Raw genomic sequence first — 23,905 nt, forward strand, 5'->3', positions numbered from 1 at the left:
CTCACGGATGCCGCCGCCGCCCTCGCGCACCGCATAACCTGAATCGCATGGTTGTGCAGGTCGTGCTCGTGCACGGCATCCGCACGTCCGCAACCATGTGGCGCGCCCAGCTCGAGTACCTCACGGAGCGCGGCAATCCGGTGACCGCGGTGGACCTCCCCGGGCACGGCGCGCGCATGTCCGAGGTGTTCACGATCGACTCGGCGTTCGAGGCGATCGGCGCCGCGGTGCGCGACGCGGCGGCACGCGGGCCTGTGCTGCTCGTCGGACACTCGATGGGCGGACTCCTCTCGATCGAGTACGCCGGCGCGGAGGATCCGCCGCCGGTCGCGGGCTTCATCGCGGCGTCGTGCACGGCGATCCCACGCGGTGTCGGTCTCACGACCTACCGCCTGCTCGCGCGCGGGTTCGACCGGCTGCCGGGGCGCGGGCAGCGGCTCGCCGACCTCGTGCTCGATCGCACGCTGCCGCCCGAGACGCGACTCGACTTCGGCGCCGGCGGCTACGCGTACGACGCGCAGGACGTCGCCCTGCGCAGCCTCTCGGTGCTCGACCTGCTCGCGGCGCTGCACCGCATCGAGGTGCCGCTGTGGTTCGTGAACGGCCAGTACGATCAGCTGCGCGTCAACGAGCGGCTCTTCACTCGCGTCGCGCAGCACGCCGAGCTCATCGTCATCCCCCGCACGAGCCACCTCGTGACCGCGATGAGGCCTCGCGTGTTCAACGCGATCCTCAACCTCGCGCTCACGACGCTCGAGCGCCGGGAGTCTTAGGGACCGCGCGAGACCTGGTAGACTCACTGTTTGGCTTGCGTGTGGGTTCCATCCCTCACGACCGCCGTGCGGCAACCCTCTCCTGCCACTCGGCACTCCATCGAAAACCTCTGAACGAAAGAACGTCGACACGTGGCGAACATCAAGTCGCAGATCAAGCGCAACAAGACCAACGAGAAGGCGCGTGAGCGCAACAAGGCCGTGAAGAGCGAGCTGAAGACCCTCGTGCGTCACACCCGCGAGGCTGTCGCGGCGGGCGACAAGGCCGCCGCTGAGAAGTCGCTCAAGGCGGCGAACCGCAAGCTCGACAAGGCCGTCAGCAAGGGCGTCATCCACAAGAACCAGGCCGCCAACCGCAAGTCGGCGATCGCCAAGCAGGTTGCGTCGCTCTGATCCGAGCCGCTTCGAGAAGGCCCGTCCCCCAGGGGGCGGGCCTTTTCCGTGCCCGCGCTACGAGCCGTAGGGCGCGCGCGTCGCGATCACGGTGACGAGGCGCTCGAGCGCGAAGACCGGATCGCGCGAGGCGCCTTTCACGTCGGCATCCGCCTGAGCCGCCGCCATGATCGCCATGCCGAGCGACGTCTCGTTCCAGCCGGAGAGGTCGCGGCGGGCTCGATCGACCTGCCAGTCCTTGAGGCCGAGCCGCGCGGCAAGGGCCTGGGAGGACTCGCGGCTGCCGGCCACGCGGGCCATCGTGCGCAGCTTCGACGCGATCGCGGCGACGAGCGGCACGGGATCGGCGCCGGATGCGAGCGCGTGCCGAAGCGCGACGAGCGCGTCCCCGTAGCGGCCCGCGATCGCGGTGTCGGCGACGGCGAACGCGGACGTCTCGACACGACCGCCGTAGTACCGCTCGACGATCTGCTCGGTCAGATCGCCGGGCACATCGCTGATGAGCTGCTGGCACGCGGCCGCGAGCTCGGTCAGGTCATCGGCGAACGCCGACACAAGCGCACGGAGTGCAGCCGGCGCGATGCGCTTGCGGGCGGTCGCGAACTCGTCGGCGGCGAAGTCGAAGCGGTCGGAGTCGCGCTTGATCGCGGGACACGCGACCTCGACGCCGCCCCCCTCCCCCGCGCGGATCGCGTCGAGCAGCTTCTTGCCCCGGACCGTCGCACCGGTGTGCCGCAGGATCACCGTGGCGCCCTCCTGAGGGGCGGCGAGGTAGGCGAGCGCCTCGTTGAGGAACGCGTCGGAGCACTTCTCGACACCCGACACCCTCACGAGGCGCGGTTCGCCGAACAGCGACGGCGACGTGACGGCGAGGAGCGTCCCGGGCGCGTAGTCGTCTGCTCGCAGGTCGGACACCTCGAGGCTCGGATCTTCGGCGCGCAGGTAGTCGCGCACGCCGGCGATCGCCCGCTCCGCGCACACCTCTTCGGGACCCGAGACGAGGACGATCGGCGCCGGCTGCGGATCGCGCCACGAGAGCTGCGGGATCGCGGAGCGCGTCGCGCCGCCGCGTGCACCGCCGCGACCGCGCGACGACGCGGACCGGCCCGCCGTCGTGCTTCGAGCCGCTGCCATGCCGACCAGCCTACCGACCGGGTCGGACGCGGAAGGCGGTCCGCGCGACCCGCCGGCGCCCGTCTCCGGCACCGCTCCGCCCTCGCGCCACAGCGCCACACCGTCGCCTTCCTGCCACACGACGACGAGCCCGTCTTGATCCGTCCGCCCGACCCGCGCGCCGAGATGCTCGAGCACACTGAGGGTTTCGACCCGCGGGTGCCCGAATGTGTTGTCGGCGCCCACCATCACGAGCGCGACCGCCGGCTTCGCGAGCTCATAGATCCGCGGGTCCTGGTCGGCGCTGCCGTGGTGTGCGACTTTCACGAGTGCGTACGGCGGAGCGAGCGAACCGGATGCCACGAGCGCCCGCTGCGGCGACGCGGACAGGTCCCCGAGCAGCAGCGACGTCGGGATCCCGCCCCCGCGCACGTCGAGCACGATGCTGGCGTCGTTGCCCGACGGGAACGCGCGGCTGTCGGCCCGCGGCCACAGCACACGCCAGCGCGCCTCGCCCAGGAAGCCCGCCATGCCGGCCGTCGCTTCGACGATGCGCGCCCCCGCGGCCTCGAGCCGTGCCAGGAGTCGCTCGTCCGAAGCGGACTCCGGAGGGCCGTGGAGCACCACCTCTGCGCGGTCGATGACGGCATCCGCGCCCCCGGCGTGGTCGAGGTCGAAGTGCGTGAGCACGAGGAGGTCGATGCGATCGACACCCGCCTTTGCGAGACACGCTGTGAGCGCGGCGGACTCCGGTCCCGTGTCGACGAGCGCGACCGCCCCTGCCGAGCGGAGCACCAGCGCATCGCCCTGGCCCACGTCGCACGCGATGACGCTCCACACCGGCGGGATCGTCCAGCGGGCGGCGGCACCGGCGAGTGCGGCGGCGCCCGCAGCGACCCCGACGGTCACGGCCACGATCACGCCGGCGACCGCACGGGTGCGGATCGCTCGATCGGACAGACCGAGGAGCATTCCGACCGCGGCCCCGACCGCGGCGAGCACCGCGACCCCGGGCAGACCCTCGAGCCACGGCAGCTGTCCGCCGGGCATCGCCGCGAAGGTCATCGCCGTGCCCGCGATCCACGCTCCGGGGACCCACGCGATCGCCGCGAGCCCGGATGCGAGCACCGGTACGGGCGCGGCGAGGCACGCGAGCAGTCCGACGATCGTCGCGGGGGCCGCCGCCGGTGCCGCGAGGAGGTTCGCCACGACACCGTACAGCGGCACGGACGGCGCGACGAGCACGAGCAGCGGTCCGCACGCGAGCTGTGCGGCCAGCGGCACCGAGAGGGCCAGCGCCAGGGCGCGCGGCATCCGACGACCGAGTCCGCGCGCGAGCGGACGCGCGAAGAGCAGCAGCGATCCCGTCGCCGCGACCGACAGGGCGAACCCGAGGGACCTCGAGAGCCACGGGTCGGCGACCACGAGTGCCGCGACCGCGAGGCACAGGAGCGAGAACCCATGTCGGGCCCGCCCCAGCGCGACTCCGAGCATCGCGAGGGCGGCCATCGCGCCGGCACGCACGACGCTGGGCTCGGGTGTCACGAGCACGACGAAGCCGCCGAGCGCCCCGAGCGCGACGACGACGCGGATGCCGCGCGACGCGCCGCACAACGCGGCGACGCCGAACGCGATCCCCACCACGAGCGCGCAGTTCGCGCCGGAGACCGCCGTCAGGTGTGAGAGCGACGAGGACTTCATCGCAGCATCCAGCTCCGGCGAAACGAGGGATGTGTCGCCGACGGCGAGCCCGGGCACGAGCTCGGATCCCGGTGCGGGCAGCCCACGCACGGCGGCGACCAGGCCCCGACGAAGCTCCCCCGCGCCGCGCGCGACTCCCGTGGCGCCGTCGACGACCTCCACGCCCCGCGACGCCGTCACCACCAGGACGGCGCGATCCCCCGGTGATCCGTCAGTGACGGTGCCGTCGGCGACGATGCGCGCGCCGACGTCGAGCGGCGCCCCTCCCCCGACGTCCGCCGGATCGACGCGGATCGTCACATCAGCCGAAGCCGCCCACGAACGCGGTCCTGCAGATACACGCGACGCCACCGCGTCGAACGCGACGCGCCCGTCGGCACGACGCTCGACCTTCCCCGTGACCACAGCCTCGATCGACACCGCCCGACCTCCGTCGAGTCCCTGCGATGCAGCATCCGCCCGTGCAGGCTGCGCGAACGCGACGTGTGACGCGGTCGCCGCGCCGGCCACGAGGACGAGCACCGCCACGACGGCCCACCGCGAGGCATCCGTCCTGCCTCGCCGACGCCGCGCCACCTGCCCCACGACCGCGAGCAGCGCCAGCGCGGCCGCCCACAATACCGTCGCGAGCCCCGCCGCCGCGGCTTCCGGAAGCATCGTGGCCACAGCCGCGACCGCCCACGCTCCCGCCGCGACCGGTGCGAGCCGCCACGCCCTCCAGCCCACTCGCACGCTCACACCGTCACGAGGTCGCGCAGTGCCTCGAGCATCTTGTCGCCGATGCCCGGCACCGCGAGCAGGTCTTCCACGCTCGTGAATCGCCCGTTCGCGTCGCGCCAGTCGAGGATGCGCTGCGCCATAGCCGGGCCGATGCGCGGCAGCGAGTCGAGCTCGGCCGCCGACGCCGTGTTGAGGTTCACCCTGCCGTCGCCGGCGGGCGACGACCCCGCGCCGACTGTCGCGAGCTGCTCCCCCACCCGTGCCACGACGAGCTGCTCGCCGTCGCTGAGCGGCCGTGCGAGGTTCACCGCCGCTTCGTCCGCATCCTCGACGAAACCGCCCGCCGCCGCGATGACATCGACCACCCGCGCGCCGGCATCGAGACGGTACAGTCCAGGCGCGACGACGGCTCCGGCGACGTGGACATAGACGGATGCGTCGGCCGCGGCATCCGACGCCTCCCCGCCCACCGGATCGACGGTCACCGCCTCGACCGGCGAGGACGCACCGCGGAGGATGCCGATGCCCACCGTGATCGCGAGCGCCGCGATCACGAGCACGATCGCCGCGCCGATGCCCAGGCGTCGGCGGTTCGGGAGCGCTGGTGGGTCGGGCTCTGGGTCGGACACGTGACGACGTTAGGAGCCCCTCGCGTGCACCGACGCGTGCAGCCGCGATCCGTGCACGACTGCGGCCCGCGAGCCGTTGGGGAGGAGCAGCCGCAGCCGTGGAAACGCGCACGTAACGACGGGTCACCGCGTCGACCCGACGCTGTGTCAGGGTGGTCTGCGAGGGAGATGGAGCTTCGATGACGAACGGTCGGGATCTGCTGGTGCTGCACATCCGGGATGAGCGTCCGCGCGCGCCCGGCTACCAGCGACTGCTCGACGAGCTCAACAGGGCCGCGATGCGCGCGTTCGACGACGCGGGATGGGCCGCGACGCTCCTCCCCGTCGCGCACCTCGGTCCGCAGGAGGTTCTCGATCGCGCCCGCGGCGCGGACGCCGTCGTGATCATGGGCGGCGAGGACGTGGATCCCCAGCTGTACGGCGGCGCGCTCACGTATCCCGGCAGCGGGCAGCACGAGCCCGAGGCCGACCGCACGATGATCGCGGTCATCCGCCAGTCGCTCGACCGTCGTTCACCGCTGCTCGGCATCTGCCGCGGGCACCAGCTCATCAACGTCGCCCTCGGCGGCACGCTCGTCGAGCACATGGTCGGCCATCGTTCCTCGGGACCGAGCCACTTCGTGTCCACGAGCGTGGAGGTCGCACCCGACGAGCCCGAGCCTGCGGCGTTCGCCGTGGGCGAAGACGCGCGGTGCTCGCATCATCAGGCCGTGCGGTCCCTCGGCGATGGGCTTCGCGTCGTCGCGCGCGCCGACGACGGCACGATCGAGGCGATCGCGCACCGCAAGGCGCCGCTGCTCGGCGTGCAGTGGCACCCGGAGCATCCCGATGTCGCGGGCGAGCAGCTCGCGACGCTGCTCGACCACTGCGTCGACCGGGCGATCGCGGCCGTCTGACCGCCCGCCGCGGCGTCAGTGCGTGCTGAAGCTCACGACCTTCGGCGGGCGCACGACGGCCCGCGTGATCTCACGCCCCGCGAGCGAGCGCACGACCTTCTCGTCGTCTCGCGCGAGCGCCTCGAGCTCGTCGGCCCCGATGCGCGCGGGCACATCGATCGTCGCGCGCACCTTGCCGTCGATCTGCACGACGGTCTTGACCGTCTCCTCGACGAGGAGCGTCGGGTCGGGGCTCCGCCACGGCACGAGGCCGACGAACGGCTCGTGACCCAGCAGCTCCCACATCTCCTCGGCGGTGTGCGGCGCGAACAGGTCGAGGATCATCGCGGTGACCTCGGCAGCCTCTCGCACGGCCGGGTCGGCGGGACCCGCGCCCGTGTCGATCGTCTTGCGGATCGCGTTGACCAGCTCCATGAGGCGAGCCACGACGACGTTGAACTTCGTGTGCTCGACCAGGCCCGGGGCATCCGCGAGCAGTCGATGCGTCACGCGCCGCAGAGCCTGGTCGCCCTCGGCCCACACGACGTCGGGGTCGCTCGCGACGTCGGCTGCCACGCGCAGCGCGCGGGCGAGGAACTTCTGCGCCCCCGTGGTCGAGACGTCCGCCCAGTCGATGTCGTCTTCGACCGGGCCGGCGAACGCGATCGCGGTGCGCACGGCGTCGGCGCCGGGGTCGACCATGCTCGAGGCGAACTCGACGAGGTTGCCCTTGCTCTTGGACATCTTCGAGCCGCCGAGCAGCACCATGCCCTGGTTGATGAGGTTCGAGAACGGCTCGGTGAAGTCGATGTAGCCCATGTCGTACAGCGCCTTCGTGATGAAGCGCGCGTACAGCAGGTGCAGGATCGCGTGCTCGACGCCGCCGATGTAGTAGTCGACGGGCGCCCACTTCGCCGCCTCGGCCGAGGGGAACGCCTCGTCCGGGTCGTTCGGCGACAGGAAGCGCAGAAAGTACCACGAGCTGTCGACGAACGTGTCCATCGTGTCGGGGTCGCGCAGCGCCGGCTCGCCCGTCTCGGGGTCGGCCGTGGTCATCCATTCGGTCGCGGCGCCCAGTGGCGAGGTGCCCTTCGGCGCGAGGTCGAGACCCTTCGCGTCGGGCAGCGTGAGCGGCAGCTGGTCGTCCGGCACCGGGACGATCCGGCCGTCCTCCGTGTGGATCATCGGGATCGGCGTGCCCCAGAAGCGCTGGCGCGAGATGAGCCAGTCGCGCAGACGGTAGGACTTGGCAGCACGACCGACGCCCTTGGTCTCGAGCTCCTCGATGATGCGAGCGATCGCGTTGCGCTTGCTCAGCCCGTCGAGCGAGCCCGAGTTGATCATGCGGCCCTCGCCCGTCAGCGCGATGCCGGTCTTCTCGGGGTGGATCTCGGCCAGCGACGCCTCCTCGACCGCCGACTCGAGCGGCACGCCGTTCTCGTCGGTCGGGATCACCGGGATCGCACCCGTGATGGGAGCGGTCGTGTCGACGACGACCTTGATCGGCAGGCCGAAGGCGCGCGCGAAGTCGAGGTCGCGCTGGTCGTGCGCGGGCACGGCCATGACCGCACCGTGGCCGTAGTCGGCGAGCACGTAGTCGGCGGCCCAGATCGGCAGGCGCTCGCCGTTGATCGGGTTGATCGCATAGCGCTCCAGGAACACCCCGGTCTTGGGTCGGTCTGTGTTCTGTCGCTCGATCTCGCTCTCGCGCCCCACGGTGTCGAGGTAGTCCTGGAAGCGCATGCGGACCTCGGCGGATGCCCCGGCGGCCAGCTCGGCGGCGAGGTCGCTGTCGGGCGCGACGACGAAGAACGTCGCGCCGTGCAGCGTGTCGGGGCGGGTCGAGAAAACCGTCACCTTCTCGTCGCGGCCCTCGATCTCGAAGTCGATGTCAGCGCCGACCGAGCGGCCGATCCAGTTGCGCTGCATCCGGATGACCTTCTGCGGCCAGAAGCCCTCGAGCTGGTTCAGGTCGTCGAGCAGACGGTCGGCGTAATCCGTGATCTTGAAGTACCACTGGGTCAGCTTCTTCTTGATGACCTCGGCGCCGCAGCGCTCGCACCGGCCGTCGACGACCTGCTCGTTCGCGAGCACCGTCTGGTCGTTGGGGCACCAGTTGACCGGGCTGTCCTTGCGGTACGCGAGGCCGCGCTCATAGAGGCGCTGGAACAGCCACTGGTTCCAGCGGTAGTACTCGGGGTCGCTCGTGTGCAGGATGCGCGACCAGTCGTAGGACGAGCCGTACTGGCGGAAGCTCTTCTTGTGCTGCGCGATGTTCGAGTACGTCCACTCGCGCGGGTCGGCGCCGCGCTGGATCGCCGCGTTCTCGGCGGGGAGGCCGAACGAGTCCCACCCGATGGGGTTGAGCACGTTGTAGCCGCGGTGCCGCCAGAACCGGGCCACGATGTCGACGTAGGCGTAGCTCTCGGCGTGGCCCATGTGCAGGTCGCCCGAGGGGTACGGGAACATGCCGAGCACGTACTTGCGCGGACGCGTGTCGTCGCCGCCGCCGGCGCGGAACGGGTCGGCGGCCTCCCAGCGAGCCTGCCACTTCTGCTGGATCGCGTACGGGTCGAACGCACCGCCGCCGGCATGCGCGGCGGTGTCGGGAGGGAGGGTCTGAGACACGGGTGATGCCAATCCTGGTATGTCTGGGCGCGCGCGATGTCGCGGAATATCCAGGTTACCGGAGAGTGGGACACGCCTTCCCGGGGATGGGCCGCGTCACCACCCGGGCGGGAGCGTCGCGCCGATCGCCGCGAGCGGCGCGCGCGCCTTGATGCCGACCTCGGCCACCTCCGCCGGCGGTTCCGAACGCCACGTGATGCCGCCGCCCGCACCGACATAGGCGCCGCCCGAGTGCGCGACGATCGACCGGATCACCATCGCGAGGTCGAGCGCGCCGTCGTCGCCGACCCATCCGAAGCACCCGGAGAACACTCCCCGAGGACCGCGCTCGAGCTCGTGCAGGATCGTCATCGCCGACAGCTTCGGCGCTCCCGTCATGCTTCCCGCCGGAAACGCCGCGTCGAGCAGTCCACCGAGCGTCGTGCCGGAAAGGAGCCGCCCCGACACGGTACTCACGAGCTGGTGCACCGCGGGATACGACTCCACCTCCAGCAGGCCGTCGACGCCGACGGAGCCGGGCTCGCACACGCGCGACAGGTCGTTGCGCATGAGGTCCACGATCATGACGTTCTCGGCGCGCTCCTTCTCGTTCGCGCGCAGCTCTGCCGCGAGCGCGACATCGTCGTCGGGCGTCACCCCGCGCGGCCGCGTGCCCTTGATCGGCTTCGTGCGCACGATCCCGTCCTCGACCTCGAGGAACTGCTCGGGACTCGCGCTCGCGAGCGCGACACCGCCGGCTCGGATGAACCCGCCGTGGTGCGAGGGCGTCGCGGACCGCAGGCGGCGGTACGCCGCCACCGCGTCGACGGGCCGGTCGAGCGAGAACCGGGTCGTGAGGCACAGCTGGTACGCATCACCCTCGCGGATGTGGTCGCGGCAGCGCTCAACGAGCCCCGCGTACTCATCGGGGAGGTGGCGGGCCGACGCCTGGACCGCCGTTGGCGCCGGACGGACCGGATGCGGAGCGCCGGCGCTCCGCGCGAGTGCGGCGAGGGCTGCGGCATCCGTCTCTTCCCCCACCGCCCACGCCCGGCGCGTCGCATGGTCGAACGCCAGGAACGAGTCTGCGCGCAGCCACGCGGCCCGCGGCACGACAGGATCGGGTTCCGCGGCGGGAGCGCCGGCACGGGCGGCCGCGTCCTCATACGACAGCCATCCCACCCAGCCACCGCGGAACGGCGCCACGTCGTCGCGTCCGGGCCGCGGGCCGCCGAGAGGCACGTCACGGACCGAATCCAGACGCTCCTCCCGCCGCCCCGTGCCGAGGAAGCTCCACCCCGATGATGCCGTCGGGCCCGCGTCGAGCCAGAACACGTCGGCGTCGCCGTCGGCGAGTGCGCAGAACACCGCCTCGGGATCGACCCAGGCGTCGAGCGGGACGGCTGGGTACTCCTTCGACACGTTCTCCAGGGTACGGGTCGCGCGAGGCCGAGTCCTCGCGGGGATCTCCCCGCGAACTCCCATAAGAGCGTCCTCGACGACCCGTAGTCTCTTTCCGTGAACGAGTTTCTGACGTGGCTGCTCGACACCGTGCAGAGCGTCGATCCCGTGCTGCGCACCATCCTCGCCGGCCTCGCGATCATGCTCGAGACCAGCGTGCTGATCGGCCTCTTCGTTCCCGGCGACACCGTCGTCATCGTCGCGGCGACGGCGGTCGGCTCCCCGCTCGAAGCGGCCGTGCTCGTCGTGACGGTCGTCATTGGAGCCCTCATCGGCGAGAGCATCGGATTCTGGCTCGGCCGGCTGCTCGGCCCGGCGATCCGGCATTCGCGCCTGGGCAGGCGCATCGGCGAGCGCAACTGGGAGCGCTCCGAGCGCTACCTCCAGCGCCGCGGCGGGCCGGCGATCTTCCTGTCGCGCTTCCTGCCGGTGCTCCACTCGCTCGTTCCGCTCACGGTCGGCATGAGCGGCTACCGCTACGGCCGCTTTCTCGCGTGGACGGCGCCCGCGTGCGTCGTGTGGGCCGTGCTGTACGTGTCGGTCGCGGCGACGGCCGCCGGCACCTACCGCAATCTCGCCGATCAGCTGCACTTCGCGGGATACATCTTCGTGGGCGTCATCGCGCTGTTCCTCGCCCTCATCCTCATCGGGAAGAAGGTCATCGAGCGCCTCGAGCGCCGTCACCTCGACGGTGATGAGACGGCGGATGCGGCATCCGCCGTTGCCGTCGAAGACGCCGTCGCCGACCTCGAGGACGACCGCGACGCCGTGCTGCGTGCAGATGGGTTCGAGGAGGACGTGAAAGACTGAGGGGATGCCCGAGATCGCCAGCCCTGCCCCCGAGACCAAGGTCTTGTGGCTCGCGCGACTCGAGTACCGCTTCCACGCGTGGCGCGAGCGCCGCGCCCGCAAGCGCGGACAGCGTCCCACCGTGATGCCCTTCCCCGGCTACGGCGGTCCCGATTGGGTGCGCGTCGTCGGGCGCGTCATGATCGTCCCCCCGGTCAAGCAGACCGAGTCCGGCGAGTACGCGAGCGTACGCGGCTGGCGCAGCTTCGTCGCGGTGCCGATCGGCTTCGCACAGGTCACCGTCACGATCGGCGACGTGTCGCACGAGGTCGTCGCCGACCGCGGGGGTGTCATCGACACGGTGCTTCCCGCGCGGCTCGAGCCCGGGTGGCAGACCGTGATGATGTCGGTCGAGGGCCAGGAGCCGGTCGAGTCCCGCGTGTTCATCGTCGGCCCCGACGTCCGGTTCGGCGTGGTCTCCGACGTGGACGACACCGTCATGGTCACCGCGCTCCCCCGTCCGCTGATCGCGGCATGGAACTCGTTCGTCGTCGACGAGCACGCGCGACAGCCGGTCGCCGGAATGGCGGTGCTGCTGGAGCGCATCGTGCGCGAGAACCCGGGCGCCCCCGTCGTGTACCTCTCGACCGGAGCGTGGAACATCGCGCCCACGCTCACGCGCTTCCTCACGCGCCACCTGTTCCCGCCGGGCGCGATCCTGCTCACCGACTGGGGGCCCACGCACGACCGCTGGTTCCGCAGCGGCAAGGCGCACAAGGCGTCCAACCTGAGGCGCCTCGCGTCCGAGTTCCCGCACGTGAGGTGGCTGCTCATCGGCGACGACGGTCAGCACGACGACCAGCTCTACACGACGTTCACGAGCGAGCATCCCGGTCGCGTCGCCGCCGTCGCGATCCGCCGCCTCTCCCCCGCCGAGGCCGTGCTCGCCGGTGGCCGCACCGTCGTCGACGATCACTCGGCCGCGGACGTCCCGTGGGTGACGGGCGCCGACGGCGGCGAGCTGCTCGAGCGGCTCGAAGGGGTCGGCGTCGTCGAGACCTGACCGAGGTCGGCGAGAGCGCGAGTACTCGTCCCGAGCGAACCGGGCGAGCATGTCGGATGCTCCGCGTAGGCTGACCGCATGTGCGGACGTTTCGTCGTGGCCGAAGTCGGATCCGAGCTCGTCGGCGTGCTTCGGGTCGACGTCGAGAGCGATGACCTTCCCGAGCCGTCGTACAACATCGCGCCCACGAGCCGCGTCGCGATCGTGCTCGACTCGGCCAAGACCGACCCGCCGACGCGCCGGCTCGAACCCGCGCGGTGGGGACTCGTCCCGGCGTGGGCGAAAGACCTCTCGATCGGCGCGCGCGCGTTCAACGCGCGCTCCGAAGAGCTCGAAGACAAGCCGATGTTCCGGCGGGCGCTCGAGAAGCGGCGCGCGATCGTGCCGGCATCCGGCTATTACGAGTGGAAGAAGGTGGGCGACCAGAAGATCCCCCACTACATCCACCCCGCCGACGGCTCGCCGCTGTTCTTCGCGGGGCTGTACGAGTGGTGGAAGGACCCGGCCAAGCCCGACGACGACCCCGACAAGTGGGTGCTGAGCTTCACGATCCTCACGCGCGACTCGATCGGCAACCTCGGGTCGATCCACGATCGCATGCCGCTGTTCCTCGATGTCGACCACGCCGACGCGTGGCTCGACACCGCGACCGACAACGTGCGAGACGTGCTCGATGCCGCGATCGACGCCGCCCCGGCGGTCGCCGACACGCTCGACAACCATGTCGTCGGCAAAGCCGTCGGCAACGTGCGCAACAACTCCCCCGAACTCATCGAGCCGGTGGAGGAGTGAGCGCGCCCAGCGCCGGCACGGACCGGCCGCCTACCCTGGAAAAGTGACTTCGCCGACCCTCGTCGAACCGCGCACGCGGCTGGGTGGCGACGCGTGGCGCGCGGTCGAGGCGGCGCACGTCGAGCGCGCCGACGCGCTCACCGGCGCGCACCGGTCGAGAGCGGCTCGGGGCGAGAAGCACCCCGTCGAGGACTTCCTCTTCACCTACTACTCGTACAAGCCGGGAGTGCTGAGGCGCTGGCATCCGGGTGCGGGCGTCGAGCTGACGGATGCCGCGGCCACCCCTCGTGCGACGTGGCGGTGGTACGCCGAAGGGTCCGATCGTGGCTCGCTCGTGGTCGACGCTGCGGCGTTCCTGACCGAGAAGCACGACCTCGTGGGCACCGTCGAGCGCATCCTGCGGCTCACGGCCGCGCGGGCGGGGCGGTTCGGCTGCTTCGGCCTGCACGAGTGGGCGATGGTGTACCGGCAACGGGAGCACAGGCATCCGGTTCCGCTGAGACTCGGGCAGGCTGGGACGGATGCCGTCGTCGAAGCCGCCGACCTGCGGTGCACGCATTTCGACGCTTTCCGGTTCTTCACGCCCGAGGCGGTGCCGCGCAACAGCGAGTCGCCCACGCGCGAGCGGCAGCCCGAGCTGGAGCAGCCCGGGTGTCTGCACGCGGGCATGGACCTCTACAAGTGGGCGGTCAAGCTCGGGCCGCTCGTGCCCGGCGAGGTGCTGCTCGAGGCGTTCGAGCTCGCGCGCGACATCCGCGTGCTCGACATGGAGGCGTCACCGTACGACCTGCGCGCGTGGGGCTACGAGCCGGTCGCGATCGAGACGCCCGAGGGCAAGGCCGAGTACGTGCGGAGGCAGCGAGGGTTCGCCGAGCGCGGCCAGGCCCTGCGCGCGCGGCTGCTCGATGCGCTCGACCACGCACGGTCGACTGTGCCCACCCGCTGATCCGCCCCGTCCGCTGAGCGAGCCGCCTTCCCCGCCGCTGGGCGAGCCGAAAGCGAGACGAAGCGCCCCTACCCCGCGCTCACCGCTTCGCAGTCGCCGCACGGCATCAGCCCGCGCCCCGCGGCCGCGAGCTCGAGCCGCAGCTCGGTCACACGCGTCGCCGCGTCTTCGAGCCTCTCCGCGGGCAGCCTGCCCGACTCGACCGCCGCGACGATGCCGTCGACGACGCGCGCCGCAGTGTCGGCGGTCGTGAACATCACGGCGAGCACCATGTCGTTGCCGGCGGCGAGGGCCGTGACGGCGTTCGCGACCGGGTCGCCATACTCGGCGATACCGGATGCCTGCAGCATGCCGAGGTCGTCGGTGATGATGACCCCCTCGAAGCCGAGCTCCTCGCGCGCGATGCGATGCCACTCCGCCGAGAGTGAGGCGGGCGCCGCGTCGATGGCCGTGAAGGCGAGATGGCCGAACATGAGCAACTCGGCTCCTGCGTCGATGCCGGCGCGGAACGGAACGCCGTCGGCGGCGGCCCATTCCGCCTTGGGCATCGCCGTCGCGGGGATGAGCGTGTGCGAGTCGCCGGGCGCCGCTCCGTGGCCCGGAAAGTGCTTGAGGGTCGAGAGAGCTTCGGATGCCTCGCCCGCAACTGCCGCGGCCACGCGCTCAGCGCTCGACTGCGGCGTCGTTCCCAGCGCACGGCGGTAGATGAAGCTCGACGCGTCGGGGGCGACGTCGGCCACGATGCCGAAGTTCACGCCGATGCCGGCCCGCAGCACGATCGCGCCACGCCCCGAGAAGGCGTCCTGCGTCGCGGCGGGCGGCTCGTTCTTGAGCGCGAGCGCCGACGGGAACGGATCCCAGCCGAGCCGCGTGACGTCGCCGCCCTCCTGGTCCACCGCGATGAGCGGCGGGAGGGCGGGATCGGGGGTGAGGGCGGTGGTGATCGCGCGCAGCGACGCCTCGTCGCCGGGGATGTTCGCGCCCATGAGGATGAATCCGCCGATGCCGGTCTGCGCCATGTAGGACGCGAGGGTCGCGGCATCCGTCGTCGGGATTTGCCCCATGACCGCGCCCGCCGCCCGCTCGCGCGTCGACATCGCCGCGACCATGTCGGCGGCGCGTGCGGCGAACGCCCCGTCGTCGGCGGGACGCACGACGACCGTTCCGCCTTCGGGGGGTCGATCGTCGGCCCACCCGGCTCCTGGCGTGAGTCCGGCGCATGCCGCCACGACGGATGCCACCGCTCCCGCCGCGAGCCGCCGTCGTCGCCGATCCACCCATCCAGCCTAGGCGCCTCGCGGCGGTATCATCGCGCCACGGTGATCCCTCTACGACAGCGGGACCACCAGCGACTCTGGGGAGGACCGTCGTGTCGAACGACTACACCGGCATCCGTCGCATCGCGGACAAGACCGCATCCAAGCGGTGTGCGGACCGCCTGCTCGCCATGCGGCGCACGCTCGCCCCACTGCGGCGCCGTCGCAACGACGGGAGCCTGCTGCTGGCGACGTGGAACATCCGCGACTTCGACTCGAACAAGTTCGGGTGGGGTCCGCGGCTTCCCGAGAGCTTCTACTACATCGCCGAGATCCTCTCGTCGTTCGATCTCGTCGCGGTGCAGGAGGTCACCCGCGACCTGCGCCCGCTCGAGAAGCTGCTGCGAATCCTCGGTCCCGATTGGGACTTCATCGCGACCGACGTGACTGAGGGCACGGGCGGCAACAACGAGCGCATGGCGTTCCTGTTCAACCGCGATCGAGTGAGGTTCCGCCGGATCGCGGGCGAGATCGTGCTGCCGCAGGGGCAGCTCGTCGTGGGGCTGACCGGCGAGGGCGCGGAGCGCTCCGACGATCCCGGACTCCAGTTCGCGCGGAGCCCCTTCCTCGTGTCGTTCGCGTCGGGGTGGTTCTCGTTCTCGCTGTGCACGGTGCACATCTACTTCGGCGACGAGGGCGGAGCACAGCTCGAGCGGCGGATCGCCGAGATCGACCGTCTCGCGGCGTTCCTCGCGAAGCGGCAGGACTCGGCCTCGCGCGCGGCGGGTGGGTCGGCCGGCGGCGAGAACTTCATCGTGCTCGGTGACTTCAACGTCGTGAGCCCGGAGCACCGCACGATGCAGGCTCTCCGCAAGCACGGGTTCGAGGTGCCCGCGCCGATCGACGGGCGCAACATCCCCGATCGCGACCACTTCTACGACCAGATCGCGACCCGCGTGCGCGATGACCGCTTCGAGGTCGTCACGGGCGGCATCGTCGACCCGTACGGCGACGTGTTCCGCGACGAGGACCTGGAGACCTACCGCCCGTACTTCGAGTCGCGCATTCCCGAGGGCGCCGACGCGAAGAAGGTGCTGTCGGTGTACCGCCAGTGGCGGACGTGGCAGCTGTCCGACCACTCGCCGCTGTGGGTCGAGATCGCGACCGACTTCGCCGACAAGTACCTCGAGCCGCTCGCGGCGGACTGACGCGGCCGCGACGACGTGCGGTCAGTGCCGCGCGACGATGGCCGTGGCATCGGTTCCCGTCGGCAGCACGCCGTACTGCGCGCCTCGGTCGTCGCCGAGGCGCGCGGCGACGAACGCCTCCGCATCGCTGTGCGGCGCATGGCTCAGCATGAGCGACCCCTGGAACGCGAGCGCGAGGTCTCCGGCCAGCCGCCGCGCCTGCGCCTGCGCCGAGTCGGTGTCCGTCCCCGCGAGGGAACGCAGCAGGCCGAGCGTGCGCTCGACGTGCGCGTCGAGCACGCGCGACGCACCCCGCGTGGTCGCGAGCTCTTCCGCGAAAGCCTCGGCGACGTCGGGCTCGCGCGTGAGCGCGCGGAGCACGTCGAGCGCGATCACGTTGCCCGAACCCTCCCACACCGCCATGACGGGCTGCTCGCGGTAGCGCCGCGCGAGAGGGAACGCCTCGGTGTAGCCGTTGCCGCCGAGACACTCCAGCGCCTCGTACGCGTGGTGCGGGCCGCGCTTGCACACCCAGTACTTCGCGACGGGCGTCGCCAGGCGGCGCAGCGCGATGTCGTGATCGGATGCGTCGGCCTCGAACAGCTGCGCGAGACGAAGACCCGTCAGCAGCGACGCCTCGTACTCGAGCGCGAGGTCGGCGAGCACCGCCGTCATCGCGGGCTGCTCCACGAGCCGGCGCCCGAACGCCGACCGCTCGCGCGCGTGCCACACCGCCTCGGCGACCGACTGCCGCATGCCCGCGGCCGTGCCCAGGACGCAGTCGAGTCGCGTGCGCTGCACCATCTCGATGATGGTCCGGATGCCCCGCCCCGCCTCACCCACGAGCGAGCCCACTGTGCCGTCGAACTCGACCTCGCTCGAGGCGTTCGAGCGGTTGCCGAGCTTGTCCTTGAGCCGCTGGATGCGGAAGGCGTTGCGGGTGCCGTCGGGCAGCACGCGCGGAACGAGCAGGCACGACAGCCCCTCGTCGCCGCCCGCGCGCCGCGTCTGCGCGAGCACGAGGAACGCGTCCGACATCGGGGCCGAGCAGAACCACTTGTGGCCCGTGATCGCGTACTCGTCGCCGCCGATATGTTCGCCCGACGTCGTGCTCGCCCGCACGTCCGAGCCGCCCTGCTTCTCGGTCATCGCCATGCCGAACAGGGCGCTCGGCTTCTCGGCGGCGGGCAGCAGCCGTGGATCGTAGTCGCGCGAGTACAGGCGCGGAAGCCACTCAGCGGCGAGCGCCGGGGCTTCGTGCAGCGACGCGATGGCCGCGTGCGACATCGAGACCGGACACGCGTGCCCCGGCTCGACCTGCGCGAAGAGCATGAACATCGCCGACCGCGCGACGCTCGATCCCGGCATGGGCTCGAGCCACGCCGATGTGTGCGCACCGCGCGCGACCGCCTCACGGATCACGCGGTGGTACGCCGGATCGTACTCGACCTCGTCGAGGCGGCGCCCCCACCGATCGTGCGTGCGCAGCACGGGCTCGTGCGTGTTCGCGCGCTCGGCGTCGGCCTGGAACTCCCCGGAGCCGACGAGGCCTCCGGCGTCGCGGAGCGTGGCATCCGCCCACTCCGCACCGAACGCTCGCACCGCTTCGACAAGCGGTGCGTTGAGGGTGTATTCGTCGACGTCGACGCGCGGGGGCGCTTGGTTGGTCACCTCGTGGGTCACGACTTCACCGTACCGTCGTGCGCCCACGGCGACGCTTTCAGCCCGCCGGCGCGATCGGCAGGCGCAGCAGCAGGTCGTCCTCGGGGCGCGGCGACCCCCGGCCGTCCGTGTTGTTCGTGAGCACCCAGAGCGATCCGTCCGGTGCGGCGACGACATCGCGCAACCGGCCCTGCTCCCCCACCAGCGCGGCGGTCGGGTCGTGGGCGGCCGCCCCCGCCACGGTGTCGACGATCCACAGACGCGATCCGCGGAGTCCAGCGACGAACACGGTGTCGCCCACGGAGGCGATGCCGCTGGGGCTCGCCTCGGAAGTCCTCCACGTCGCGATGGGCTCGACGAAACGGCCGTCGCCCCCGACGCCCTCGACGATCGGCCAGCCGTAGTTCCCACCCGGCTCGATGAGATTCAGCTCGTCCCACGAGTTCTGCCCGAACTCGCTCGCCCACATCGTGCCGTCCGCGGTCCACGCGATGCCCTGCACGTTTCGGTGACCCAGGCTCCACACGGCGTTGCCGAGCGGATTGCCCGGCGCCGCGTCGCCGTCGGGTGTGAGTCGCAGGATCTTCCCGTTGGGAGAGTTCGGATCCTGCGACGAGTCGCCGTTCGCGGCGTCGCCCGTCGTCACGTAGAGCATGTCGTCGGGGCCGAAGGCGATGCGCCCTCCGTTGTGGTTGCCCGCGCGCGCGATGCCGGCGAAGACGACCTCCGGCGCGCCGAGCGCGAGCGCTCCGGGGTCGCCGGTGACCGGCATCCGCACAACCCGGTTGTCGTCGGATGCGCCGTGATAGGCGTACAGCCACCGCGTACCTCCTTCGTCGTGCAGCGCGAGGCCGTGCAGCCCCGCCTCTCCTCCCGCCACGACGCCGGGGACGACCCCCGCCTCGCGCAGCTCGCCCGACGGCATGAGCTCGATGATGCGCCCGTCGTCGCGCTGGCTGATGAGCGCTCCCCCGGTCTCGAGCGGCACCACCGACCACGGCGATCGGAGCCCCGTCGCGAGCGTCTCGGGAGCGCCCTGCGGCGCCCACCATCCTTCCGCCGTCTCGGGTGCCGTCGGGCTCGCGCTCGGCACCGGTGTGCGCGACGCGGGCGGCGGCACCGGCTGGGGAGGAGCCGAAGAGGTGCACGCGGATGCCGCACCCACCAGCGCGGCGACGACCACCGCCGCGAGCGCGCGCCGAACCCGCGTCATCCGCCGTCGGCCGCCCGCTCGACCGCGGCGATGTCGATCTTCGTCATCGTCAGCATGGCCTCCACAGCGCGGTGCGAACGATCGGGGTCGGGATCGCGGATGAGCTCGATGAGCCGGTCTGGAACGATCTGCCACGAGAGGCCCCACCGGTCCTTGAGCCAGCCGCACGGCTGCTCCTGGCCGCCGTCGGCCGTCAGCGCCGACCAGTACCGATCGACCTCGTCCTGGTTCTTGCACGACACATACAGCGATATCGCCTCGGTGAACGGGAACTGCGGCCCCGCGTCCATCGCAAAGTAGTCGCGCCCGGCGAGACGGAACTGCGCGTGCATGACCTTGCCGCCCATGCCCGGAACCTCGTCGGGGTACTTGCCGACCGACACGATCTCCGAGTCTGGGATCAGCTCGGTGTAGAACGCGATGGCCTCCTCGGCATCGTCGTCGAACCACAGGAACGGCGTGACATCGCTCATGGGTTCAGACTTCTCTTGCGCGCAGTGCCGCGCAAGAGAGCGCGACGCCGACGTCGCCCCCGAGCGACGCCGGCGCCCCCCAGAATCAGGCGGATTCGGCGGCAGACCCGCCTTCGCCGATCGGGATCCTCCGCGGTGCGACGGACACGGTGAGCGGCACCGTGACCTTGAGAACGCCCTTGTCGAACACGGCCTTGATCCCGGCCTCGTCCGCCTGTTCGGGCAGGAGGATGCTGCGATAGAAGCTCGTGGTCGACTCGCGCATCACATACTTCTTCTTGCTGTCCTCTTCCTTCTCGTGGCGCTGAGCCTGGATCACGAGCGCGCCGCGATCGACATCGACGCTCACGTCGCTCTCATCGAAGTTCGGCAGGTGCGCCTCGACGACGAACGCCTTGTCATCGTCTTCGGTGTAGACATCGGTGGTCGGCATCACCGCTTTGGCAGCCCGGATGCCGCCGTCGAACAGATCCCTGGTGAGTGCGCTGAACTCCGCCAAAGGGTCGAAGCGCACGAGGTTGCGTGCCATGGTCGTCTCCTTCGATTCGAACGGGAATGCATTGCCTGTTTCAGCGTGCGTCGCGGACGGGTTCGAGACCGGGACGATGGTCCCGTCGACTCGCGGTGAGCAGCGCGCGGAGCGTGAGTCCTGTCACGATCGCCATCGCGAGGGCCATCAGCAGGCCGGCCGCAATACCGATCACGATGGCGATGGCGATGCTCTGCCCTTCGTGCCACAGCGGTGGCGCGAGCGCGAAGAACAGCCCCAGCCCGATGAGCCACGCCGCGGCCGTGCCCGGTATCCACCATGCGGCGCGGCGCAGATGACGCCGCAGCTCGATCCACTGCGCCGTGCCGATCGTCGCCAAGAGGGCGCCCGCAACGGTGGCGACCAACAGGATCTGCGCCGCCAGCGGCCAGGCGAGCCATGTCTCGGAGGAGGCGGACAGCCCGACACCGAGCACGTACGCGAGCACGGCGCCCGCGGCGGTCAGGATGATGAACATGAGCCGACGCAGTCGCGGGATGACCGTCGCGAGGACGACCGACTGCGCGAGCCCGAGCAGGACGCCCTCGATCGCACCCGCCGCGAGGATCAGCGGCATGAACGCGGGTGTGTCGACGGTGAGAACGCCGACCACGGCGGGGACGGCGAATCCGAGCGCTTCTCCGAGCGTGACGATGACGATCCAGCGCAGGAGCCAGGGGCGGAGGGGCATATCGTGCGTGTGCGGATGCGGAGTGGTCCCGTTCGTCGCGACCGGCGCTCTGCCTGGCAACGCGCTTGTCACTCATCGAGACACCCTTCGCTGCGGCCGAGCAGCACGATACGAGCGGGAGAGGAGCCGGCGCGGGCCGAACGTCCCGCAGCGGCATCCGTCGACGCATCCGCCTGCGACAATCGATGTATGGCGCGTCCGGCGAACTCGGCCTCCGGCACACGCCGCGCCGCACTCGCAGCTCGGCGCCGAGCCGTTGCCAAGCCCACGCCGCGGCACCGTCCCACCCCGACGCGGCGCCGCCACAAGGCCGCACGCGCACGCGGTTGGCGGGTCGCGCTGCTCAGCGCCGCGGCCACTCTCACCGTGGCCGCGGTCACCGCCGTCGTCGCGATCGTCGGACTCGCGGCGCAGTCGCTGCGCAGCCTCGGCAGCGGGCTCGACGATCTCGGCACCGCACTGACCGATCCCGAAGGCGTACAGCCGCACACGTGGTACGACGACGCGCAGATCGCCAATGCCGGCACGATCGTCACCGCCGCATGCGACCTGGGCCTCGGCATCCGCGACCAGACCATCGGCGTCATGACCGCCATGGGTGAGTCGTCGCTTCGGAACATCGACTACGGCGACTGGGAGACCAGCGGAGTGACCAACCCCGACGGATCCCCCACCACCTCGATCGGGCTCTTCCAGCAGCAGGACGGTTGGGGAACCCGCGAGCAGCGCCTCGACCCGTACGCCTCGGCGACCATCTTCTTCCACGCGATGCTCCGGAAGGTGCCCGATCCCGAGCGCCAGCAGCTCGAACCCACGATCGTCGCCCACCGCACCCAGATCAATCGAGACCCGGGCCACTACGCCAAGTATTGGGACAGCGCCGTCGGCGTCGTGGACGAACTGCGCGACCGCGGCGTCGGCTGCGGCGAGTGAGACAGTGCCCGGCCGATGGTCGGGCTCGCTCGCCACCGCCGAGCGGTGGTACCAGCGCGCAGTCGTCACACACCAGGATGGGGCGTTCTCACCGTTCTGGTCGGCGATCGAGTCCGCGTACGCGAGCCTGGGCTTGTACAACCAGTCGATCCTCGCCCTCTCCAACGTTGCGCAGCAAAGGAGCGTCGTCGAAGAGCTGATCTCCCTCGACGCCCTCACCGCGGACGTCGCGCACTTCCCCGTCGAGTTGGACACCGTTGTCGTCGAGCAACGGCAGGGCGACATCGTCGCGAAGCTCGACGCGCTCGTGTACGAGGCGCAGCGGCAGCCGACATTCGCAACGATCGGGGAGCAGCGGCAAACCACGTCTGCCGTCGTCGCCGGCTTCCGGAACCTCGAGGCGGCCGTTGATCGGATGCGGTGGAGTCTCGCGGCGTCCTTAGGGTGAAGTCGCCGGGGCAGAACGGGTCACGCGAACGCGGCTTCGGGACGCTGAAGTACGAGCGACTGTTCCTCGACAGGATCCCCGACGCGTTGACGCTGATCGAGCGGGCCGAGGACTACCGGGTCGAGTACAACACCGAGCGCCCTGACGAGGCGATCGCCTGGAACCGGCCGATGGAGGTCCACCTGGGCATGGCCGACCCCACCATCCCCACCTTTGAAAGGAGAAGAAATTCTGCCAACTACTTGACGCGGGACACTTGTCCCCGTCCCCGCGCTCATCACCCGCATCGACACCGACCCACCCGGCACCGCCTCTCTTCTGTCAGAGAAGTGGTGCTGCCGCGCCCGCCACTCCCGCTACGTGTTGGCGGACGTGCGTTATTGAGTGCGGGCTCTATAGGGGTCCGAGAACGTCGCTGGGATCGGCGTCCAGCGCGAGGGTTTCGAGAACGGTGAGGAGTTCACGTTCCTCGTACCGGAAGTGGGATTCCATGATGGCGGCGATCCCTTCCAGATGCGCTTCGAGCTTGTCCGAAGGCAAGCCGCGCTCGGTGGCGGCCTCCAAGGCCGCGACGAGTTGGGCGATCATCGAGTGATCCTGCTCAAGCTTCCGTAACGTCGGCGCGAGGCCAGGGTGTGCGGTGGCGATGGCAGGGAACAGCTCTCTGTCCTCGCCTTCATGGTGGCCGGTCAGCGCGGTGCAGAAGCCGTGGCAGAACAGCAATAGCTCGCGCGCCGACGCCCCACTTGGCTCGCTGGCTTTCGCGGCGGCCTGCGACACGCGGAGTGCTTCGCGGAGTCGCCCGTGGACGGCTTTCAGTTCGTTGCTCCAGGCGATGAGCCTGGTCTTCTCGCCCTCAGTCACGAGAGGGCGAAGGGAACGACGTGATCATCGTCGTGCTCCTTCAGATCCCACGCCTCCATGCCTGACACTGCCTGCCACCAGCACGCGACGCTCACCCCAGGATATCCGAGGTGCCGGGTATGGGCTCGCGCTGGGTGATGTAGGCCGACCAGTCTCGGGCGGCGAGGGCGGCCCATTGACGGCGGTGTTGTCGGCGATGCCGATGAGTTCGGCGAGGACGCGTGCGGGGACTTGGCCGGCGAGAGAGAACGTCGCGGCGTGGCGAGAGTCGCCGGGGCGGACGCCCGCTGCCACGAGTCGCCCGCGGAAGGTCTCGCGGACGAGGTGGCGTCCGGGGTGCGTGCCGGGGAACAGCCAGCCGTGGTGGGTGCTCGCGATCGACGGGGTGCCAGGGCGGGTGAGGTGACGGCGGATCAGGTCGTCCAGACCCGGCGGCATCTCGGGAACGGTGTCGAAGGCGACGGTGACTTTGTCATCGTCGAGGGTGATCTGCTCGGCGCGCATCCCGACGATCGTCTGAAATGGCTGGGCGAACAGAAGAGTGAACAGGCCGCCGATCCGCGCGTAGAGGACTATGGCGTCGTCGTGGAGCAGCCTGTTGATCTGCTCCCAGCGGTCGGCATCGGCGACGATCACTTCGGGTGTGGTCATGCCCCGCCACGGGATCGTGACGTCCTGTTCGACCCTGATCTGCTGATCCAGGCGACGAAGCGCTGCTGACAGTTGCGCGCCGGGATGCTCAGCGAGGTAGGACTCGAGTTGGGGTTGCGTCAGGCCGGTGATCGTG

23 protein-coding genes and 1 pseudogene are annotated in these 23,905 nt (G+C 70.8%); 11 read left to right on the plus strand and 13 right to left on the minus strand.

Translation table 11 applies throughout. The features are described 5' to 3' along the window. Positions 1–47 precede the first annotated feature (47 nt). The gene (locus BJ991_RS12915) at positions 48–773 is read left to right on the plus strand and encodes an alpha/beta fold hydrolase (protein ID WP_179490612.1); all 726 of its coding nucleotides are present in this window, start codon (positions 48–50) and stop codon (positions 771–773) included. A gap of 132 nt (positions 774–905) precedes the next feature. Next, positions 906–1,166: a 30S ribosomal protein S20 gene (gene rpsT / locus BJ991_RS12920; protein ID WP_179490614.1), complete on the plus strand. Its 261-nt coding sequence runs from the start codon at positions 906–908 to the stop codon at positions 1,164–1,166. Positions 1,167–1,223: 57 nt separating this feature from the next. Here rpsT and holA read toward each other — a convergent pair whose 3' ends face one another. The 3 genes and pseudogenes from holA to BJ991_RS12935 form a co-directional block, all read right to left on the minus strand. Next, positions 1,224–2,300 (minus strand): DNA polymerase III subunit delta, encoded by a 1,077-nt coding sequence (gene holA, locus BJ991_RS12925; RefSeq protein WP_179492780.1) that lies wholly within the window; start codon positions 2,298–2,300, stop codon positions 1,224–1,226. A 585-nt stretch (positions 2,301–2,885) separates the two neighbouring features. After that, a pseudogene (locus BJ991_RS18675) lies at positions 2,886–4,637 on the minus strand (ComEC/Rec2 family competence protein); the annotation flags it as partial. Between the two features lie 77 nt (positions 4,638–4,714). Next, entirely contained in the window at positions 4,715–5,329 is a 615-nt protein-coding gene (locus BJ991_RS12935; RefSeq protein ID WP_343048750.1) for a helix-hairpin-helix domain-containing protein, read from the minus strand. A 179-nt stretch (positions 5,330–5,508) separates the two neighbouring features. Here BJ991_RS12935 and BJ991_RS12940 point away from each other — a divergent pair, with 179 nt between their 5' ends. Continuing rightward, the gene (locus BJ991_RS12940; protein WP_179490616.1) at positions 5,509–6,225 is read left to right on the plus strand and encodes a gamma-glutamyl-gamma-aminobutyrate hydrolase family protein; all 717 of its coding nucleotides are present in this window, start codon (positions 5,509–5,511) and stop codon (positions 6,223–6,225) included. 15 nt (positions 6,226–6,240) lie between these two features. Here BJ991_RS12940 and leuS read toward each other — a convergent pair whose 3' ends face one another. Beyond that, positions 6,241–8,832, minus strand: a complete 2,592-nt coding sequence (gene leuS, locus BJ991_RS12945) for a leucine--tRNA ligase (protein ID WP_343048751.1) — start codon at positions 8,830–8,832, stop codon at positions 6,241–6,243. A 96-nt stretch (positions 8,833–8,928) separates the two neighbouring features. Next, on the minus strand, positions 8,929–10,233 hold the full coding sequence (gene pabB, locus BJ991_RS12950; RefSeq protein WP_343048752.1) for an aminodeoxychorismate synthase component I: 1,305 nt from the start codon (positions 10,231–10,233) through the stop codon (positions 8,929–8,931). A gap of 96 nt (positions 10,234–10,329) precedes the next feature. Between pabB and BJ991_RS12955 the strand changes: the two genes are divergently transcribed. From BJ991_RS12955 to BJ991_RS12970, 4 genes are all read left to right on the plus strand, one after another. After that, positions 10,330–11,082, plus strand: coding sequence for a VTT domain-containing protein (locus BJ991_RS12955; RefSeq protein WP_179490621.1), 753 nt, complete (start codon positions 10,330–10,332; stop codon positions 11,080–11,082). Positions 11,083–11,086: 4 nt separating this feature from the next. Next, complete coding sequence (locus BJ991_RS12960; RefSeq protein WP_179490622.1) at positions 11,087–12,124, plus strand: App1 family protein phosphatidate phosphatase; 1,038 nt, start codon at positions 11,087–11,089, stop codon at positions 12,122–12,124. A 78-nt stretch (positions 12,125–12,202) separates the two neighbouring features. Further along, positions 12,203–12,916, plus strand: a complete 714-nt coding sequence (locus tag BJ991_RS12965) for an SOS response-associated peptidase (RefSeq protein WP_179490623.1) — start codon at positions 12,203–12,205, stop codon at positions 12,914–12,916. Between the two features lie 43 nt (positions 12,917–12,959). Beyond that, entirely contained in the window at positions 12,960–13,862 is a 903-nt protein-coding gene (locus BJ991_RS12970; protein ID WP_343048754.1) for a 3-methyladenine DNA glycosylase, read from the plus strand. A 68-nt stretch (positions 13,863–13,930) separates the two neighbouring features. On the opposite strand, the gene BJ991_RS12975 is transcribed toward BJ991_RS12970, so the two are convergent. Continuing rightward, on the minus strand, positions 13,931–15,139 hold the full coding sequence (locus BJ991_RS12975; RefSeq protein ID WP_343048755.1) for a glycoside hydrolase family 3 N-terminal domain-containing protein: 1,209 nt from the start codon (positions 15,137–15,139) through the stop codon (positions 13,931–13,933). A 92-nt stretch (positions 15,140–15,231) separates the two neighbouring features. Between BJ991_RS12975 and BJ991_RS12980 the strand changes: the two genes are divergently transcribed. Beyond that, positions 15,232–16,326: an endonuclease/exonuclease/phosphatase family protein gene (locus BJ991_RS12980; protein ID WP_218852940.1), complete on the plus strand. Its 1,095-nt coding sequence runs from the start codon at positions 15,232–15,234 to the stop codon at positions 16,324–16,326. A gap of 21 nt (positions 16,327–16,347) precedes the next feature. On the opposite strand, the gene BJ991_RS12985 is transcribed toward BJ991_RS12980, so the two are convergent. The 5 genes from BJ991_RS12985 to BJ991_RS13005 form a co-directional block, all read right to left on the minus strand. Then, entirely contained in the window at positions 16,348–17,988 is a 1,641-nt protein-coding gene (locus BJ991_RS12985) for an acyl-CoA dehydrogenase family protein (RefSeq protein ID WP_343048756.1), read from the minus strand. A 37-nt stretch (positions 17,989–18,025) separates the two neighbouring features. Beyond that, the gene (locus BJ991_RS12990; protein WP_179490625.1) at positions 18,026–19,180 is read right to left on the minus strand and encodes a PQQ-dependent sugar dehydrogenase; all 1,155 of its coding nucleotides are present in this window, start codon (positions 19,178–19,180) and stop codon (positions 18,026–18,028) included. Beyond that, positions 19,177–19,653, minus strand: a complete 477-nt coding sequence (locus BJ991_RS12995; protein ID WP_179490627.1) for a VOC family protein — start codon at positions 19,651–19,653, stop codon at positions 19,177–19,179. The genes BJ991_RS12990 and BJ991_RS12995 overlap by 4 nt, the downstream gene beginning before the upstream one ends. 85 nt (positions 19,654–19,738) lie before the next feature. After that, positions 19,739–20,182: an Hsp20/alpha crystallin family protein gene (locus tag BJ991_RS13000; protein WP_179490629.1), complete on the minus strand. Its 444-nt coding sequence runs from the start codon at positions 20,180–20,182 to the stop codon at positions 19,739–19,741. A 40-nt stretch (positions 20,183–20,222) separates the two neighbouring features. Then, positions 20,223–20,873 carry a hypothetical protein gene (locus BJ991_RS13005; protein ID WP_179490631.1) on the minus strand — a complete coding sequence of 217 codons (651 nt, stop codon included), beginning with the start codon at positions 20,871–20,873 and terminating at the stop codon, positions 20,223–20,225. A gap of 366 nt (positions 20,874–21,239) precedes the next feature. On the opposite strand from BJ991_RS13005, the gene BJ991_RS13010 reads away from it, so the two are divergent. The 3 genes from BJ991_RS13010 to BJ991_RS18470 are packed head-to-tail and all read left to right on the plus strand — an operon-like array spanning position 21,240 to position 22,709. Next, the gene (locus BJ991_RS13010; protein WP_343048757.1) at positions 21,240–21,806 is read left to right on the plus strand and encodes a peptidase M23; all 567 of its coding nucleotides are present in this window, start codon (positions 21,240–21,242) and stop codon (positions 21,804–21,806) included. A 4-nt stretch (positions 21,807–21,810) separates the two neighbouring features. Beyond that, the gene (locus BJ991_RS13015; RefSeq protein ID WP_179490633.1) at positions 21,811–22,254 is read left to right on the plus strand and encodes a hypothetical protein; all 444 of its coding nucleotides are present in this window, start codon (positions 21,811–21,813) and stop codon (positions 22,252–22,254) included. After that, positions 22,251–22,709 (plus strand): integrase core domain-containing protein, encoded by a 459-nt coding sequence (locus BJ991_RS18470; RefSeq protein ID WP_343048758.1) that lies wholly within the window; start codon positions 22,251–22,253, stop codon positions 22,707–22,709. The genes BJ991_RS13015 and BJ991_RS18470 overlap by 4 nt, the downstream gene beginning before the upstream one ends. Here BJ991_RS18470 and BJ991_RS13025 read toward each other — a convergent pair. Together BJ991_RS13025 and BJ991_RS13030 are read right to left on the minus strand one after the other, a co-directional pair. Next, positions 22,648–23,118: a hemerythrin domain-containing protein gene (locus BJ991_RS13025; protein ID WP_179490635.1), complete on the minus strand. Its 471-nt coding sequence runs from the start codon at positions 23,116–23,118 to the stop codon at positions 22,648–22,650. The two genes, BJ991_RS18470 and BJ991_RS13025, sit on opposite strands and share 62 nt — an antisense overlap. 24 nt (positions 23,119–23,142) lie before the next feature. Continuing rightward, positions 23,143–23,769, minus strand: coding sequence for a hypothetical protein (locus BJ991_RS13030; RefSeq protein ID WP_179490637.1), 627 nt, complete (start codon positions 23,767–23,769; stop codon positions 23,143–23,145). Positions 23,770–23,905 lie beyond the last annotated feature (136 nt).

Source organism: Microbacterium immunditiarum, assembly GCF_013409785.1.
Lineage (GTDB): Bacteria > Actinomycetota > Actinomycetes > Actinomycetales > Microbacteriaceae > Microbacterium > Microbacterium immunditiarum.

Coding starts and splice junctions, on each gene's coding strand:
- BJ991_RS13000 (WP_179490629.1), bottom strand. CDS start 20,182: ATGGCACGCAACCTCGTGCGCTTCGACCCTTTGGCGGAGTTCAGCGCA.
- BJ991_RS13005 (WP_179490631.1), bottom strand. CDS start 20,873: ATGCCCCTCCGCCCCTGGCTCCTGCGCTGGATCGTCATCGTCACGCTC.
- BJ991_RS12940 (WP_179490616.1), top strand. CDS start 5,509: ATGACGAACGGTCGGGATCTGCTGGTGCTGCACATCCGGGATGAGCGT.
- BJ991_RS12960 (WP_179490622.1), top strand. CDS start 11,087: ATGCCCGAGATCGCCAGCCCTGCCCCCGAGACCAAGGTCTTGTGGCTC.
- BJ991_RS12965 (WP_179490623.1), top strand. CDS start 12,203: ATGTGCGGACGTTTCGTCGTGGCCGAAGTCGGATCCGAGCTCGTCGGC.
- BJ991_RS12990 (WP_179490625.1), bottom strand. CDS start 19,180: ATGACGCGGGTTCGGCGCGCGCTCGCGGCGGTGGTCGTCGCCGCGCTG.
- BJ991_RS13030 (WP_179490637.1), bottom strand. CDS start 23,769: ATGACCACACCCGAAGTGATCGTCGCCGATGCCGACCGCTGGGAGCAG.
- holA (WP_179492780.1), bottom strand. CDS start 2,300: ATGGCAGCGGCTCGAAGCACGACGGCGGGCCGGTCCGCGTCGTCGCGC.
- BJ991_RS12915 (WP_179490612.1), top strand. CDS start 48: ATGGTTGTGCAGGTCGTGCTCGTGCACGGCATCCGCACGTCCGCAACC.
- BJ991_RS12995 (WP_179490627.1), bottom strand. CDS start 19,653: ATGAGCGATGTCACGCCGTTCCTGTGGTTCGACGACGATGCCGAGGAG.